The sequence below is a fragment of the Nostoc sphaeroides genome, assembly GCF_003443655.1.
In the GTDB taxonomy this organism is placed as follows: Bacteria; Cyanobacteriota; Cyanobacteriia; order Cyanobacteriales; family Nostocaceae; genus Nostoc; species Nostoc sphaeroides.
Genome location: NZ_CP031941.1, coordinates 3004689 through 3020835, shown reverse-complemented (window position 1 = coordinate 3020835; position 16147 = coordinate 3004689). Strand labels below are relative to the sequence as shown.

Sequence of the window (16147 nt, the reverse complement as noted above, 5' to 3'; positions counted from 1 at the left end):
TAACCCCAGAATTGATGGAGAGACTGTAGAATGGAAAACGGTGTCTTTAAATAAGTTAGAGAATATATGGCAAAAAAGAGCATGATTGAGCGCGAGAAAAAGCGCACCAGGTTGATAGAAAAGTATGCTGACAAGCGGGAAGCTCTTTTGGAAGAGTTCAGAAGTGCAGCATCTCCCCTAGATAAGTTGGAAATCCACCGGAAGATTCAACAGCTACCCCGGAATAGTGCGCCCACTCGTCACCGCAACCGTTGCTGGTTGACTGGTCGTTCTAGAGGTGTTTACCGCGATTTTGGACTGTCTCGGAACGTGCTGAGAGAATGGGCGCATGAAGGTCTATTGCCTGGAGTTGTTAAGTCTAGCTGGTAAAAAGTTATGAGTGATGAGTTATGAGTGATGAGTTATTAATTGAGACAAACCTAACTCCTAACTCCTGTACAGACGCGATTAATCGCGTCTCTACTCCTAACTATTTATTATTGACCACAACACTTATCAATTCCCAGACTTTCTAAGAGTAGATCGCTGACGGCGTTAGCGATCGCAAACTCTCCGTAAAAGCTATTGGAAAAATCATAGGACTGCATCTCTGTGACAATGGCAATTACCAGAGAACCAAGGTCGTTTTCTCCTTCCATCCGTTGACGCACAAAAATCTGGGCGGCTCGTTGGGCAATATTTTGGTTGACTGCTTCGGGGATAAATTCTGTATCTAGCCACCGTTGTAAGCGTTCTCGTAACCATTCACCTTCGAGGAGAGGGTTTTCAGGCGGTGGTAGGGTAATGGGGGGAATTGGTTGAGTCATTTTTTTTATTTTAAACGCAGAGGGACGCAAAGGAAAACGCAGAGGAACGCTGAGGATGATTGATAGGATCAAATGGCGTTTTTAAGAGTGTTTTTTTATATTTATTTATGGAATATGATATCGCGGCTATTGTTGAGGGTTATGCACAAGGCTATTTTCTCATGGCTGATGATAGCGATCGCCTGAGTTGGTATGCAAGTCGCGATCGGACTTTTATTCCTTTGGATGAACGGTTTCGCTACCCTAAGTCTTTGCAGCGTGTCCTGAATCAAGAGCGTTTTAGTGTGGCTATTAATCGAGACTTTCAAGCTGTGGTGGCTGGGTGTGCTGACAGAGAAACAACTTGGATTTCACCGGAATTGCAAAAGATTTACTGGCTACTTTACCAGAGTGGTTATGCTTTTAGTTTTGAAACTTGGCAGGGTGACGAATTAGCTGGGGGAATTTTAGGGATTGTTATTGGTGGGGCTTTCATTGGAGAGTCGATGTTTTACCGGATTCCTGAAGGCTCGAAGGTAGCGATGGTAAAGTTGGTGGAAAGGTTGCGTCAGAGGAAATTTGTGTTTTTTGATGCCCAAATGATGAATCCGCATTTGGAGAGGTTTGGGGCTTATCGGGTTGAGGATGATGAATATCAAATGCTACTTCAGCAAGCGTTGCAATATAACTGTTATTTCGGATAAAAAATAACAGTTATAGCGTTTCTCGACCTAGTTAGGTACACCCGTAAGGGCACGGCACTGCCGTGCCCCTACACCTAGCGATATAATGTTGTACCGCATCTGAATGGAAACCGCTATATACATCGTTATTAAAGAAATTCCTTATACCGCAATACAGTTCAGTTAAGGATTTGTGGTACTGATTTTAAACCTGTAGAGACGCGAAATTTCGCGTCTTTACCAAGGTTTTTGGGCTTAACTGAACGGTATTGCCTTATACCGTCGCAGCATTGCTGTAAACTTAGAAACTGGCATTATAGGCATTAAAGGCACTCCATCTTCATTTTTGATGGGGGAAGTCTCAAGGATTTCCTTCAAAACTCCTGATGAGTTGCAACTACCAAAAATGGTTAGCAGATGAGTAATTAGGGTTTGCTGAATAAGTCTCTAAAGCGAATCTAGAAGCCACACAGGTTACAAAATGGTTGTTTCGTTGCTCAGTTTCCAATATTTACCCAGCGATCGCTAATGATTGTGCAAGGGTTTTGAGACTCTAGATATCATAGCCTTGCACTTATTTGGGAGAAAAAAGCTTGAAACCCTTGCCTGGACTAAATTACACCTTCATTCAGCAAGCCCTAATTAAGCGATCGCACTCTCAAATCCCTTACACTTTTTCTTCAGTAACTAATGTCAGACTAGCCCATTCGCCTTTATCGTCATAGCTGCGAATCATCCTCTGGCGCAGGTTTGGCTGAATTAACCAACCCGCTTCCAAAAATAAGGGTTGACGTAATTGCACCTTTAGCGGAGAAGTTGCAGAAGCGCCATCAGGTAACAATAATACTTGTATTTGCTTTTGGGGATCTTGGTCAAAGAGAACGATAGAACCTTTGATGGTAGCAGTTGAGGTAATTGTACGTTCCCCAAAAGAGGTACTTTGAATTAATCGCCCAGTATCATCAAGTTGTATTTTCAAAGTTGTAGAGTAAATATCAGGCGATCGCAAATCTCGATATATAGTTACTGCTTGTCCTTGCCATTCACCCAACAAATCATTTATCTGCAAAGGTGGACGTTCTGTTACTGGGGTTCTGGCTAGATGCTCTCGAATTAGAACTAGTCTACTTAGATTACCAGTCTTATCAAACAGTTGCACTAGACGCAAGCGGCGATTTTCATGAACAAAAGCGAGTTCTGCACCGAATTCGGAAAATGGCCCTAGCTGAATTAAACCTTCAGAAAATGAACCATTTTCAAAAAACAGTAGACCCCCTCCCACAGAACTATATTCTCTAATTAGATCATCTCCTCCCGAACGCCTCAGAGTTAGGCGTACTGTCTGGTTATTGTTTAAACCTTCTAGAGAAAGATAGCTAGGAGTATCAGTCAGAAGTGTACCTTCGGGAGAAAAGTTGGTAAATGAACCTTCCCATACACCGAGATTTTGCAGAAAACATTCCCATTGTGATTTCATAAGTTTTTGTCATTTGTCATTGGTGATTGGTCATTGATTAGCCCTGTTAAGTTGATATATAGGTTTAATTTCATATTCGTTCAAGCAAAACTTCAGTTATTCTTTTAAAATTTTGAAAGTTCCGAGTTTAGAGGTCGAAGTTCCGAGTTCAAAGGACTAATGACAAAGGACTAATGACCAATGACTAACCTTTAGCAAAACGTCGGACAGCGAATAAGCTTCCCATTAATCCTACAGCTGAACCGAAACTTAAGAGAATCAGGGGCAAGAGTAAAATTTGGGCTGGAGTGAGTTGCACCCCGTTAGTGATAGCTTGAATAAATTCAGGTTGATTGGCTAGCAACTTACCGAGAAACTGTTGAATTAGAGAAATAAAACTCCAAGCGATCGCACCACCAACCAAACCGAAGGTAATTCCTTGTAAAATAAACGGGAGGTAAATCCAAGCTCTGGTTGCTCCCACTAATTGCATAATTTCAATTTCCTGGCGTCGCGCCATCACAATCAGCCGAATTGTCGTAGTAGTCACTGCGATCGCTGTTAAAGTTAGAATAATTGTAATTGTTAAAGTAATCCAGTTCAGACCTTGGTGCAATTGGGCAATGCGTTTAACTGCTTCATCCACATACTGCACCGTATCAACTCCTGGCAATTTAGCCAACTGCGTTGCTAAAGTTGGTACAACTTGAGAATTACGCGCTTTTACCTTCATCTCATCAACCAGAGGATTCTCACCTAGCTGCTGCGTAGCCCCCTCAATATCAGAAATTCTCATTTCCTTAACTAACTTAGTCCAAGCTTGCTCTTTGGTAATGCTTTGTATCGCCGCCACCTCTGGCATTGTTGCAATCAGTGGCTCAATGGTTTCGACTTGCGTATCCGGTTCGAGATAAACTGAAACTTCTAGCTGACTACCAAACTGATAGAGGAGTTTTTCAACTTGCCAAGAGGTTTGCAAACTCAAGCCAAATAAAAACAGTAACACTGTAACAGTACTTACAGCTGCCCAATTCATCCAACCTCCCCGCACTAAACCGAGGAAAGTTTCTTTGAGTAGATAGTCAAGTTTCGTAAGAGATTTAAACACACATCACCTCAAAATTTTAATTAACTTAACGCCTTGGCGCTAAGTTCAGCTTTTGCATCTTTGCGTCAATAACATCACTATTTATAGTCAATAGTGCAAAGTTTGCCAATACATCAACTTTTATCCATTGCTACTTCCTTCCTGCTCCTTTGCTCCTGTACCGTCCTGCTGTCTTGATCATTTACCCTATCTTCATGCCATTCAGCATAGATACACTCACTGTCGCTCCCACAGTTATTGATAGCAATTGGCTACCTGTCGTGGTTTATCAGCAATTTTACTGTTTTTATAACTAACTTCAAAAAAAGGGGAAAATAGTTTGGTAATTTTACGATGTTTAGTCTCTGAGGATAGGTGTAACTTTAAAGTAACAAACAAGGTTGATTGATTGAAGGAGATTTAAATCATGAACTTATTAAATAAAGCCAACTTGGATAATAACTTATTAAGCCAAATCCGATATCAACTTGAGTCCATAGAAATACATGATTATCATCTAGCAAAACTATTGTGCAAAGTAATTCCCTCCAATTGCCCTTTTGAAAGAACGGTTACAGTTTTCGGTCGGACTCTGTTCCAAATTCCACCTTTGTGTAAAATTAATCCCCTCTATGAACAAATAGTTGGTCTTCGTTTTAAGTGTTTATTATATTTAGTTAATGAATGTGGTGAGGATGCGAAAAAATATTGTTAGAAATAGGTTTCCATCAATAAAAAATAGATTTAAGAAATCTTTTTACTAAAAAAATATTGTATAGGAATCCTAGTTGCAATTAACTGTTGGCTTCCTCGCCCCCCTGGAACTAAAGTTCAAGGCTAACGGCTAAAGTCTACTGAAGTAGACTAAAGATTTTTGGCTATATTTAGTCATCTTTTCTACGAGATGCACTCGCGTTCGCTTAGAGCGAGACGGACGCTCTAAGCGAACGCGCTATCGCTAACGAGCGTCGGGAACCTCCGCAAAGCACTGGTTCCTTTAGGTGGATTTCAAAAATTAAATATGAGTCTTATAGAATTAAGATAGTAGGAATTTTCACCATCTAGCCATCAAGACTCATGCCCTCTGAAATTGCTGTAGAGAAAAAAAAGTTAAAAAATCCACCTTTGGAGCTTCATTATTTAGGCGATCGCGTCCTCCGTCAAGCTGCAAAGCGAGTTGCAAAAGTTGATGACGAAATCCGCCAAGTGGTGCGCGAAATGTTGCAAACTATGTATAGCAAAGATGGCATTGGTTTGGCTGCACCCCAAGTGGGAATTCACAAACAACTAATTGTCATCGACCTAGAACCCGATAATGCAGCTAATCAGCCCTTGGTAATGATTAACCCCACCATTAAACAAGTAAGCAGCGACATCTCCGTTGCCCAAGAAGGATGCTTGAGTATTCCCAACGTATATCTAGACGTAAAGCGCCCCGAAGTCGTAGAAATTGCCTATAAAGACGAATACGGTCGTCCCCGGACATTAAAGGCTAATGACCTTTTGGGACGCTGCATTCAGCACGAAATGGATCACCTTAACGGCGTGGTATTTGTAGACCGTGTGGAAAATTCCTTGACTTTAGCCCAAGAGCTATCTAAGAATGGCTTCTCGTATCAAGCGGTGAAACCAATAAAATAGGGGGCTAGTTGTGTATTTAACTCCAAAAAGCGGTTTATTCCTGGGTGGTTCTTGTGTAAGTGCGATCGCGGCTGTCGGTTCAATTTTTGAACTCAGTTACGGGCAACCAGATTTTGGTTTCACAGCCACGGCGATTATCCTGGCATTGAGCATTCCACTCACAGGATTATTTTTTTTCGCCGCAGTGAAGGACGCAAGGGCTAACATGAAATAAGCATCAGGTACATAAAAAAGGTAAAAGGATGAGTAAAAAGGCAAAATTCATTCTTTTACCTTTTATTTTTGCTCTCCATCTTCCACTGCGCCTAAAGCTTTTAGCGTCATTAACTACGCTGCGGTTAACCCTGTAACCCCAGCGATCGCTTCTAAAATAGAAGAATGCTGTCAACTCCCACTCAACTACTGCGACTGTCTCAAGGACAACTCAACTTACTAGAAGTTTGTCCGCGTAAATTTCAACATACTTACCTAGAACAACTCAATTCGCCCTCAAATCCAGAACAAGAAGAACGGCTAACTTTGGGTAGTCGTTTTCACTTGCTAATGCAGCAGCGAGAAATGGGTCTGCCAATTGATAGTTTCCTGCAAGCAGATGCTAAACTGCAAAGCTGGATGCACGATTTTGCTGATGCAGCCCCAGAAATTTTAACGGCTGCATCTGATAATCAAACTTTCCGTGAGAGTGAACACTACCGCACTCTGCAAGTTCAGGATTATTTGCTAACAGTTGTCTATGATTTATTGATTGCAGATAACCAACAAGCGCAAATTCTCGACTGGAAAACTTATCCTAAACCACCCCATAAAGGCAAGTTAGAAGCCAACTGGCAAACACGGCTTTATCTGTATGTATTGGCAGAAACTAGCGACTATTTGCCAGAAAATATTTCGATGACTTACTGGTTTGTCCAATCTGAGGGGAAACCACAAAATATTAAGTTTAATTACAATACTGTTCAACATACACAAATAGCAAAGAAACTTAATCAACTGTTAAGCCAGTTAACTATTTGGCTGGAAAATTACCAAAATAACCAGCAGTTTCCGCAAGTGGCGGAGGGTAGCAAAACCTGTGATTATTGTCAGTTTGCTAAAAGGTGCGATCGCACACAAGTTACTGAAGAAGCAGTGAAAGATTCATTGCCCAATTTTGACAGCATTCAAGAAGTCTCAGTTTAATTTTATCCGCAGGATTGTTTTATTAATCTAAGTTAAGTAGGCGCTAATATTTCAAGGTATATTAATAAATTTAAATGTAGGGTGCGTTGTCGCGCAACGCACCGTCAACAATTCAAGGTGCGTTAGCCTACGGCATAACACACCCTACTTAATATTTTGTTTAAAAATAACTTCTAACTTTTCAGTTTCCAACTTCCTACTCCTAACTCCTAACTCCTAACTCCTAACTCCTAACTCCTAACTTAAGTTTATATGCCAGAACAACAGCAGTGGAATATAGCAGCAACCGAACAACCCCCGGAGTCGTTCATCCAAGCGGTGAAACAGCATACACCGGCATCAAGTGGAATATATGCAGCACAATTGTTGTGGCAACGGGGAATCAAAGATCATCAACAGTTAACAGCCTTTATTAACTACAAAGCTTATCAACCAGCGAGTCCGTTTGAGTTTGGGCAAGAAATGCAATTAGCGATCGCCCGGTTGCAACAAGCATATAAGATCAAAGAAAAAATTGCTATTTGGGGAGACTTTGATGCTGATGGGATTACCGCCACATCTGTACTTTGGGATGGATTGGGGCAATTTTTTACACAAAATACTCAGTTAATTTACTACATTCCCAATCGCCTGAAAGAATCTCACGGACTCAATAATCAAGGGATTGATAACCTCGCAAAACAAGGTTGCAAATTAATTGTTACTTGTGACACAGGCAGCACAAACATTGAGGAAATTATCTACGCTAAACAACTAGGCATAGATGTAATAGTTACAGACCATCACACCTTACCTGCCGAACGTCCACCTGTCGCAGCAATTATTAATCCTCGCTATTTGCCCAGAGAACATCAGCTGTTCAATCTTTCTGGGGTAGCAGTAGCTTATAAGTTAATCGAAGGATTATATCAAAGTCTGCCTAATATTGCAAGATATCCGTTAGAAGATTTATTAGATTTAGTAGCAGTAGGATTAATTGCCGACTTAGTGCAGTTAAGTGGAGATTGTCGCTATTTAGCACAGATAGGAATTCAACGACTGCAAGCGGATTTTCAACAGCCAGCAGCAGCGCGTCGGCGTCCGGGGGTGGGGCGATTATTAGAATTGTGCCAAAAAAGTGGCGATCGCCCCACAGATATTTCCTTTGGTTTGGGGCCAAGAATTAACGCCGTTAGTCGCATCCAAGGCGATGCTAGTTTTTGCGTTGAATTATTAACTAGTCGGGATGTCAAACGTTGTAACGAACTAGCCGAAGTTACAGAACTCGCAAACACCCGCCGCAAATCTTTGCAAAAAGATGTGCAAGCGCAAGTAGCACAAAAACTTACTCAATTAGACTTATCAACCACTAGCGTCATCGTCCTAGAAGATGCCCAATGGCCTGCGGGTGTCTTGGGCTTAGTTGCTGGACAAGTAGCACAAGAAACAGGTCGCCCGACTATTTTGTTAAGTACAGAGGGACTGGGAACTGGGGACTGGGAACTGGGGACTGGGGAGGAATTTTCCCAATCCCCAATCCCTAATCCCCAATCCCTAGCCCGTGGTTCCGCCCGTTCGGTGAATTCTGTCGATTTATACCAACTGGTAAAAGACCAAGCACATTTGTTACATCGCTTTGGGGGACATCCTTTTGCAGCAGGTTTGAGTTTGTTGGTTGAGAATATTCCTTTATTTACAGCAGCGATTAATCAGCAGTTGCGGCAATCTTTAGGTAGTACAACCTTAACGCCAACCGTGCAAGCAGACTTGACGGTAACAGTTGCAGACTTGGGGAAAGAGTTATTTTTGGAACTTAAACTGCTAGAACCTTGTGGAATGGGTAACCCTGTTCCGAAATTGCTAATTCAAAATTGCTTGTTTGAAAATCCTTGGCATCGTAATCAGCAGGATTGGCAAGGAAAAAAGGTACAGTACATTAAAACCGAGTTTGATATTCGGGATGATTCCAGCAGAAGTGCTTTTCCGGGTATATGGTGGGGACACTACAAAGATGAATTGCCCATAGGAAGGTGCGATTGCATAGCAGAATTAGACTACAACACCTTCAAAAAACGTTATGAAATTAGATTAATTGCCGTGCGTCCCAGTGTTAACTCAGCACTCAATACTCAAAATGGGCTAAACGCCCCGCGATCGCTAACCCCACTCATCTTAGACTGGCGTAATTTAACCACTCCCGACTCCCAAGTACAGACGCGATTAATCGCGTCTCTCCCAAGTACAGACGCGATTAATCGCGTCTCTCCCCCACTCTTGCTTGAAGATTGTCCTACAAACTGGGATGATTTACGTGCGTGGTTGCGGCGATGTCTAACGATAAGTAGTTCGCAACAATTAGCGATCGCTTGGTCTAAACCCAACCTCCAACCACCCAATCAAATTTGGCTGACTCTTGTCGGAATTGCCAAATATCTTAGTCGCACAAATCAATTAGTTACCCGCGTCCAACTTTTAGAGAAAATCGGCATCACTGACCAAACCTTGCTTGTAGGCATCAAAGCTTTAAAATATTTAGGGTTCACAGTCAAACGACAAGACCGTTATTTGCAAATCACTTGGCATTCAAGCGATAGTGCAGAAAACTTGGCACAGGAAGCAGTTGCACGATTTTTAGCTGCTGTCAGAGAAGAACAATTTCAGCGACAATATTTTGCTGAAGTTCCTTTATCTACTATTGTGGCGATCGCAAGTTCCGACAATTATACAAGTACAAACTTTTAAAAACGTGAGATCGACTGCTATTTTCGTGCAAATCCCTTCTATATTGATGAAAATCGCCAGTCTCAGATCCCCGACTTCTCCAAGAAGTCGGGGATCTTGTTGTTCACAAATGATTTAGGATTACTAAATGGTATAACAATCAACTGATGACCGAGCAACTGGAAAGAGCAGATAATGATAGCCCGTGGAAAGAAATTTTAGAAGCTTACTTTCCCCAAGCAATGCAATTTTTCTTTCCCCAAACAGCAGAACTAATTAATTGGGAACGTCCCCACGAATTTCTCGATAAGGAATTTCAACAAATCGCCCGCGAAGCAGAACTTGGTAGGAGATATGCAGATAAGTTAGTTAAAGTCTGGCAAATTCAAGGACAAGAAACTTGGCTATTAATCCATGTAGAAATCCAAGCAAAATCAGAAGATACTTTTGCAGAAAGAATGTTTTCCTACAACCTGCGGATTTTTGACAGATTCGCTAAACCTGCCATGAGTTTGGCGATTTTGTGCGATACAGACCCGACATGGCGGCCCAATCAATATAGTTATAATTATCCCAATACCAGGCTTAACTTTGAATTTGGAACCGTCAAAACAATTCAAAATTCAAAATTATTAATTCAAAATTGCAATCAGTGGGGGCTTGAAACCCACCACTGATTGTAGACCACTGATTTTAAAAATCAGTGGGGGCTTGTACCCAGAATTAATTAATTAATTCAAAATTATTCTTATTCTTCATTTTGAATTTTGAATTTTGAATTTTGAATTCAAAAAACGGTCAAGCTACTGGATTATCAAAATCGTTGGACAGAATTAGAAGCCAGCGACAATCCATTTGCAACTGTAGTAATGGCGCATTTGAAGACACAGCAAACAAATAAAAAACCAGGAGAACGTAAAGCTTGGAAATTTAGCTTGATTCGCCGATTGTATGAATTAGGATTGCAAGAAAAAGATATTCGTAACCTTTACCGATTTATTGATTGGGTTATGATTTTACCAAAAGCCTTGGAAGCAGAATTTTGGCAAGAGTTTAAGCAATTTGAACAGGAGCGGACTATGAGCTACATTACCACAGGCGAGCGCATTGGTTACGAGAGGGGAAAACAGGAACAAGGACAAACACTTGTGCTACGGCAACTACAAAAACGGGTAGGAGAGTTACCACAAGAGGTTCGGGGGCACATTGAAGCTCTTTCCCTAGAGCAATTAGAAGCACTTGGCGAGGCTTTATTGGATTTTACAACCCTTGAGGATTTACTTAACTGGTTGGAAGCAAATCAAACAACCTAGAAAATTCGGGTTTAATAAGTAATCAAGCGGACACGATCTGATTAAATCAGTGAACAGTGAACAGTCAACAGTTATCAGTTAAGAATTGATAACTGTTCACTGTTAAAAAATAAGCCTGTATTCATTACTGAATCAGGCTTTTGATGTTTATTAATACATTTGCAGAGAGAACTTCAGTTTAATTACTGAATAGTGAATCCTTCCGGTCTGATTGCATCTTCCAAATCAACTCCCATCAGGTTAACTCCCTGGATGTTTGCATTTGTGAGATTTGCCTTTTCCAAGTCTGCGCCCTGTAGGTTAGCGGTTTGCAGATTTGCTCCCAACAGGTTGGCTTTTTCTAGGTCTGCATCAAATAGGTTTGCTCCTAACAGGTTTGCTCCCAAAAGGTTTACCTTGCCTAAATCTGCTCCTTGAAAGTTTGCGCCTTGTAAATTTGTTTGCTGTAAGTTAGCCCTTTCTAAGTCTGCATTTTGTAAGTTAGCACCCTCCAAGTTTGCCGCTTGCAGATTTGCGTCCTTTAGCATTGCTCCAGTCAGATTACACCCGACACATTCATTGGTTTGTAATAAATGTCTAACGTTTTCTGTTACAGACACCATTGGCGGTGCAACTGGAGATATTACTGGAGATGTTACAGACTCCATTGGCGATGTAACCGGAGATATTACTGGAGCTAATTCAGATTCCGTAGGTATGGATGGTGTTAGTGTTAAAGCTCTAACTGCTTGCTGGTCAAGGAGCGAAAATCCTGCTACAAGTACCAGAAATACTGCTGTTACGATCCACTGAGTTAATTTTTTTGGATTTGGTTTATTCATTAGTTCCTTCATAAGCTGATTCGTTGTGCTGGGCTTGCTTTTATAAGAGCCATCAATAATGTGCTTTATTCTCACTTTAGATAAATTGATTGATAACATCAAATATTATTTTGATTCTAATTGATAAATTCAAGTGATTAAAGAATCTTTGATTTTTTTGGTTACATCAGGGAGATAGCACCGATCAAGAATTTCGAGTTTTCAGATCGGGTGCCGCAGCTACACCCGCACTTCGGCTGCGCTCAGTGACCGTCGTAGACATCGCCTCATGCCTAATTAGAAAGCATTGCCAGACTAGGTAAAAGCCGATATGTTTCACTTTTAATTAAGATAGAGAGTCCCAGGTAAATTAAGACAAAGGGGAAAACTTTTCGACCGAAGCGAGTTAAAACCGGAGCCATGAGAGGATTACGAGTCAGGTTGTAAGACAGTAAGCACCACACTCCAACAGTAAAGTAGCAAACACACAGAATTACACCCAAACTTGGAAGATTGCTACTAGCAAACAATGGTACATAGATCCCAATGTTGTTTCCTCCATTGGCAATGGTGACAGCAGAAACGCGGTAGGTTTGAGGATCGCGGATGGTTGCTAATAGTGATTTCTTGTGGCGTTCAGATTTCACAGGAGAGGTTAAGTCAACTGACACAGCTTGCACTGTCTCTTCTTCCTCTTCTCGACTGATGAGATTACTGATACCAATGGCGATGGGAAGCAAACCCAGCAAACCAATCCAGGTGGTTGGAACAATCAGACCGCCAAAGAAACCAGGGAGACTAGCAAAAACTAAGGCAGTGAACCCCAGAAATTCACCGATAATAATATGCTTAGGACGAAAGCTGCGATTGACTTTTCCAAAAAAAGCTGTCAAATATAAATTGTCGTCAAAGGTGGTTGCAAAAGCGGCAGAGATTCCAATAATTAATGTACTAATTAACCAACTCATAATTGTTGCTCACGATAATTCAATGCTGTTTGTCCTAGTCCTTCTCTGCTCCCCAATCTCAGGGCAGTTCAGGAGATTTTGTGACTGTTTTACCTAACGACAACCGATCGCGGTTGGTTATTCATTAGCCATTTCCCCAGTTTTTAGAAGCTATCGCCTCTAATCAAATTGGTGATTTTTTTCTCAGCAAGGTACCTTGGGAGTTCATGAAGTTAATATTATGGCTTTCACCCAAATAAGAGCAAATACTCTTGTTTTTTAAAACGATAAAGAAAAATGATTGATAACTTAACCATTTATGTTTTCCTCGTTCCTATGCTCCGCATGGGAATGCATTCATTGAGACTCTGACTCAATGTCTGACCCAAGGCAGTAGCCCTAATCAGCCACACAGCATGGGAACGAGAGAATACCTAAATACTGAGCTATTGTTTTAGAAGCTTCTGTGCGTAGTTTACCGCCGTAGGTCTTACCCTGAGCCTGTCGAAGGGCATCGCTCCGATTGAAGAGATGCTAAGTGGTTTTCTGTTGGTAAAATTTAAGATATTCTTGACGGCTAGCGTTCAATATCAGTTAATATGACTAATCGCGCTCTGATTTAAGTTTTAAAATTTACAGTAATGTTTGATATTTAACTTGTAATTATGCTAACCAGTGTTGACCGTTTATTATTTGTCCGGCGAGTCCCAATTTTTAAGGAATTGCGGGATGATTTTATTGTGCGGCTCACTTCAGTAATGAACGAATTGTCATTTCCAGCTAATTACACGATTTTTCGGCAGGGAGAAGAAGGGCGATCGCTCTATATTGTCGTCTCAGGCCGAGTTAAAGTTCACATTGGCAATAAACAGTTAGCAGAGGTGGAACAGGGAAAATACTTTGGTGAGATGGCAGTATTTGATACTCAACCTCGTTCCGCCACTGCAACAACTTTGGAACCTTGCGAATTTTTAGAACTGACGCAAGAGCAGCTGTATGATGCGATCGAAGAAACTCCCGAAATTGCGGTGAATATCATTCGTGAGTTATCCCGTCTGATTCGCAGATTGAATGACGATATGAATATCACCTCCTTGCGGAGTTAATAATCAAGTCAATCTTGAACAACCGAGAGTTAATTTAACGCGAGTAATAAAAGAGAATCAGAAAAAACATGGCAACAGACGCGGTAATCTTGCGCCTAGAAAAGGTTACGGAACAGCACGCCGAGATCCTCTACTCGTGTATAAGCAACCCACCTCTGTACAAATATCTTGAGGAGCAAATTCCGACCTTCATGGAGGTTAAGCAAAAATTCCAGTTTGCCGCGCTAGAAAAATCACCCGATAACGAGACTATGATCTGGTTGAAATGGGTTGCGATAACTCCCCAAAATCAACATGTTGGTGTTGTGGAGATAGGTATTTTTGATGATCAATATGCAGAAATCGGTTTTATGACATTTGTTGGTTTCCAAAACCAGGGATACGCTAAGATATACAGTTCTTTAGCGATCGCAGAAGCCCAACAACGTTTTAATTTATCCACACTACACGCATCGGTGAACGAGTGCAATATTGCCTCCCGTAAAGTGGTCGAAAAACTTGGTTTCAAGTTGTACAAAGTAAATCGAAATGCAGAGTTGATCAAGGGCAAACTTTCTGATGAATTCATTTACCGCTTGACCTTCTAAGGTTCTTGTTATGAATCTTAGAGGATGTTTGGAAAGTTTAATTTTTACTAGCCCTGGCGACTAGAAGTCGCGGCTACAAGAGACTTTACCTACCTCCGTGGGTTAAAAATCTATTCAGAAAATATTATTTGATAGTTTTTAATTCACCCTACTGGGTTCTGTGCATGTTTAAATCCAATACGCTTGGGTTAGCACCAAAAACCTTGAAATGTGTAGGTTGGGTTGAGGAACGAAACCCAACATTTCGGGACTTTGTTGGGTAATGCTAAAGCTTAACCCAACAAAGCAATTTTCCACAAAGCCAAGCGTATTGTGTTTAAATCTACGTTTCTATAGATGCTACTTTCCGACATTCTTGAAGAAACTGCTGGGGAATTTCTCTACTTTCTCCCCAGTGCGAATGCACATAAGAAGCATGAACATTTGCAGGTAAACCCCATCCTTCGCATCCCATATTTTCCTCAGAATCGTAGCGAGAAGTTTCAAATAGTGGCTGAGTCGCAGTTAAGGTTAAATGGGAACGATGAAACTCATGTCCGTAAACAGTTGTACCTGCTTTTACTAACATATTATTTTGCAAAGCTACTGCCCGACGATAGCCTAAAGTTAAACGCCCACCCATTACAGCAGATGTCGGTAAAACTCCCGCCATCGACCAAGATTTACCCTCAAAATCGATAATTTGCTCACATAAATACATTAATCCTCCGCATTCGGCAACTGTCGGCATTCCTTGAATAATTGCTGTTTTCACTGCATCACGAACGCTAGTATTTTCTGCTAATTGCTGGGCAAAAACTTCTGGGAAACCTCCGCCAAAATACATTCCCTGCACATCTTTTGGTATTGCAGCATCTTCTAAGGGACTCCAGAAAACCAGTTCTGCGCCAAGTTGTTGCAGCAAATCGAGATTGTCTTGATAGTAGAAATTAAAAGCGCGATCGCGGGCTACTGCAATCCTGACTGGGGATGAGGGCGATGTGGTTTGACTTCGCTCACCAACCGGGGGATGAGGGGGATGAGGGAGAGGTTTTGATTTTAATAAAGGTAATAAGTGTTGCCAATCGAAGCAGGTATCTCCTAAATCGGCGAGGCGATCAATTAAAGCGTTGAGTTCGGGAAGTTCTGCTGTGGGGACTAAACCCAAATGGCGATCGGGAATTGTGATGTTATCTTGACGGCGCAGTACGCCGAGAATGGGTAATTTTAAAGGTTCGAGAGAATCTTTGAGGAGAGAGAGATGGCGATCGCTCCCCACGCGATTTAATACTACCCCAGCTATTTTAATTCGGGGATCAAAAGACCGATAGCCGTGAGCGATCGCAGCTACAGAACCAGATAAACGACTACAATCAATCACCAACACCACAGGTAAATCTAAAAGCCGCGCGATGTGTGCCGTACTCGCAAAATCACTAATTTGTCCTTTGTCATTTGTCCTTTGTCCTTTGTCCTTTGCAAATGACATAGGCGCTTCTCTACGAGACGCTACGCGTAGCTTGCTTCCACGAAGTGGTACGCCTTCCCGCAGGGTATGACTAATGACTAATGACGAAATTCCATCAAATAACCCCATCACCCCTTCCACGAGTGCATATTCACTCAGTTGGCTATGACGGGCAAAACATTGCTGAACGTAGGCTTCGGAAGTTAGTACGGGGTCTAAATTGCGACAAGGAAGACCAGTTACGTGTTGATGAAACATCGGATCGATGTAGTCTGGGCCTACCTTAAAAGATTGCACCAGGCGATCGCTACGGCGTAAAGATGCTAAAAGGGTGAGCGTAACTGTTGTCTTGCCCACCCCACTACGTTCTCCAGCAATGATTACAGACATAAAAAAAAGTTAGGAGTTGAGAGTGA

Annotated in this window: 15 protein-coding genes and 1 pseudogene; 10 read left to right on the top strand and 6 right to left on the bottom strand. The window is 41.6% G+C overall.

Annotation, left to right across the window (positions count from 1 at the left end; all coding sequences use genetic code 11):
• The first annotated feature begins 66 nt into the window (after window positions 1–66).
• Window positions 67–369 carry a 30S ribosomal protein S14 gene (gene rpsN, locus D1367_RS13350; RefSeq protein WP_012410383.1) on the top strand — a complete coding sequence of 101 codons (303 nt, stop codon included), beginning with the start codon at window positions 67–69 and terminating at the stop codon, window positions 367–369.
• A gap of 107 nt (window positions 370–476) precedes the next feature.
• On the opposite strand, the gene D1367_RS13345 is transcribed toward rpsN, so the two are convergent.
• Window positions 477–806 carry a hypothetical protein gene (locus tag D1367_RS13345; protein WP_012410384.1) on the bottom strand — a complete coding sequence of 110 codons (330 nt, stop codon included), beginning with the start codon at window positions 804–806 and terminating at the stop codon, window positions 477–479.
• 107 nt (window positions 807–913) lie between these two features.
• Between D1367_RS13345 and aat the strand changes: the two genes are divergently transcribed.
• Complete coding sequence (gene aat / locus D1367_RS13340; protein ID WP_118166881.1) at window positions 914–1489, top strand: leucyl/phenylalanyl-tRNA--protein transferase; 576 nt, start codon at window positions 914–916, stop codon at window positions 1487–1489.
• Window positions 1490–2135: 646 nt separating this feature from the next.
• Here aat and D1367_RS13335 read toward each other — a convergent pair.
• Complete coding sequence (locus D1367_RS13335; protein ID WP_118166880.1) at window positions 2136–2945, bottom strand: DUF3598 family protein; 810 nt, start codon at window positions 2943–2945, stop codon at window positions 2136–2138.
• 184 nt (window positions 2946–3129) lie between these two features.
• Window positions 3130–4032 carry a cell division protein FtsX gene (locus D1367_RS13330; RefSeq protein WP_118166879.1) on the bottom strand — a complete coding sequence of 301 codons (903 nt, stop codon included), beginning with the start codon at window positions 4030–4032 and terminating at the stop codon, window positions 3130–3132.
• A gap of 406 nt (window positions 4033–4438) precedes the next feature.
• Here D1367_RS13330 and D1367_RS13325 point away from each other — a divergent pair, with 406 nt between their 5' ends.
• The 6 genes and pseudogenes from D1367_RS13325 to D1367_RS33320 all read left to right on the top strand — a co-directional run bounded on the left by D1367_RS13325 (window position 4439) and on the right by D1367_RS33320 (window position 10844).
• Window positions 4439–4726, top strand: coding sequence for a Mo-dependent nitrogenase C-terminal domain-containing protein (locus tag D1367_RS13325; protein ID WP_118166878.1), 288 nt, complete (start codon window positions 4439–4441; stop codon window positions 4724–4726).
• A gap of 362 nt (window positions 4727–5088) precedes the next feature.
• Window positions 5089–5652, top strand: a complete 564-nt coding sequence (def, locus tag D1367_RS13320) for a peptide deformylase (RefSeq protein WP_118166877.1) — start codon at window positions 5089–5091, stop codon at window positions 5650–5652.
• Window positions 5653–5662: 10 nt separating this feature from the next.
• Window positions 5663–5866, top strand: a complete 204-nt coding sequence (locus D1367_RS13315; RefSeq protein ID WP_118166876.1) for a hypothetical protein — start codon at window positions 5663–5665, stop codon at window positions 5864–5866.
• 164 nt (window positions 5867–6030) lie between these two features.
• A complete protein-coding gene (locus D1367_RS13310; RefSeq protein WP_118166875.1) occupies window positions 6031–6831 on the top strand; it encodes a PD-(D/E)XK nuclease family protein in 801 nt (266 codons plus the stop codon).
• 252 nt (window positions 6832–7083) lie between these two features.
• A complete protein-coding gene (locus D1367_RS13305) occupies window positions 7084–9552 on the top strand; it encodes a single-stranded-DNA-specific exonuclease RecJ (RefSeq protein WP_118166874.1) in 2469 nt (822 codons plus the stop codon).
• 146 nt (window positions 9553–9698) lie between these two features.
• Window positions 9699–10844, top strand: a pseudogene (locus tag D1367_RS33320) (DUF4351 domain-containing protein).
• A 182-nt stretch (window positions 10845–11026) separates the two neighbouring features.
• Here the strand turns inward: D1367_RS33320 and D1367_RS13290 are convergent.
• Both D1367_RS13290 and D1367_RS13285 read right to left on the bottom strand, forming a co-directional pair.
• The gene (locus tag D1367_RS13290; protein WP_118171406.1) at window positions 11027–11665 is read right to left on the bottom strand and encodes a pentapeptide repeat-containing protein; all 639 of its coding nucleotides are present in this window, start codon (window positions 11663–11665) and stop codon (window positions 11027–11029) included.
• 272 nt (window positions 11666–11937) lie between these two features.
• Window positions 11938–12612 (bottom strand): cadmium resistance transporter, encoded by a 675-nt coding sequence (locus D1367_RS13285; RefSeq protein ID WP_118166873.1) that lies wholly within the window; start codon window positions 12610–12612, stop codon window positions 11938–11940.
• Between the two features lie 644 nt (window positions 12613–13256).
• Between D1367_RS13285 and D1367_RS13280 the strand changes: the two genes are divergently transcribed.
• On the top strand, window positions 13257–13697 hold the full coding sequence (locus tag D1367_RS13280) for a Crp/Fnr family transcriptional regulator (protein WP_118166872.1): 441 nt from the start codon (window positions 13257–13259) through the stop codon (window positions 13695–13697).
• Between the two features lie 68 nt (window positions 13698–13765).
• Entirely contained in the window at window positions 13766–14284 is a 519-nt protein-coding gene (locus tag D1367_RS13275) for a GNAT family N-acetyltransferase (RefSeq protein ID WP_118166871.1), read from the top strand.
• A gap of 322 nt (window positions 14285–14606) precedes the next feature.
• On the opposite strand, the gene D1367_RS13270 is transcribed toward D1367_RS13275, so the two are convergent.
• The gene (locus tag D1367_RS13270) at window positions 14607–16121 is read right to left on the bottom strand and encodes a cobyrinic acid a,c-diamide synthase CobB (RefSeq protein WP_118166870.1); all 1515 of its coding nucleotides are present in this window, start codon (window positions 16119–16121) and stop codon (window positions 14607–14609) included.
• Window positions 16122–16147: the final 26 nt, after the last annotated feature.

Excerpts from the sequence above, each read along its gene's own strand:
- rpsN (WP_012410383.1), top strand. The coding sequence starts at position 67 with ATGGCAAAAAAGAGCATGATTGAGCGCGAGAAAAAGCGCACCAGGTTG.
- D1367_RS13345 (WP_012410384.1), bottom strand. The coding sequence starts at position 806 with ATGACTCAACCAATTCCCCCCATTACCCTACCACCGCCTGAAAACCCT.
- aat (WP_118166881.1), top strand. The coding sequence starts at position 914 with ATGGAATATGATATCGCGGCTATTGTTGAGGGTTATGCACAAGGCTAT.
- D1367_RS13335 (WP_118166880.1), bottom strand. The coding sequence starts at position 2,945 with ATGAAATCACAATGGGAATGTTTTCTGCAAAATCTCGGTGTATGGGAA.
- D1367_RS13325 (WP_118166878.1), top strand. The coding sequence starts at position 4,439 with ATGAACTTATTAAATAAAGCCAACTTGGATAATAACTTATTAAGCCAA.
- def (WP_118166877.1), top strand. The coding sequence starts at position 5,089 with ATGCCCTCTGAAATTGCTGTAGAGAAAAAAAAGTTAAAAAATCCACCT.
- D1367_RS13310 (WP_118166875.1), top strand. The coding sequence starts at position 6,031 with ATGCTGTCAACTCCCACTCAACTACTGCGACTGTCTCAAGGACAACTC.
- D1367_RS13305 (WP_118166874.1), top strand. The coding sequence starts at position 7,084 with ATGCCAGAACAACAGCAGTGGAATATAGCAGCAACCGAACAACCCCCG.
- D1367_RS13290 (WP_118171406.1), bottom strand. The coding sequence starts at position 11,665 with ATGAATAAACCAAATCCAAAAAAATTAACTCAGTGGATCGTAACAGCA.
- D1367_RS13285 (WP_118166873.1), bottom strand. The coding sequence starts at position 12,612 with ATGAGTTGGTTAATTAGTACATTAATTATTGGAATCTCTGCCGCTTTT.
- D1367_RS13280 (WP_118166872.1), top strand. The coding sequence starts at position 13,257 with ATGCTAACCAGTGTTGACCGTTTATTATTTGTCCGGCGAGTCCCAATT.
- D1367_RS13275 (WP_118166871.1), top strand. The coding sequence starts at position 13,766 with ATGGCAACAGACGCGGTAATCTTGCGCCTAGAAAAGGTTACGGAACAG.
- D1367_RS13270 (WP_118166870.1), bottom strand. The coding sequence starts at position 16,121 with ATGTCTGTAATCATTGCTGGAGAACGTAGTGGGGTGGGCAAGACAACA.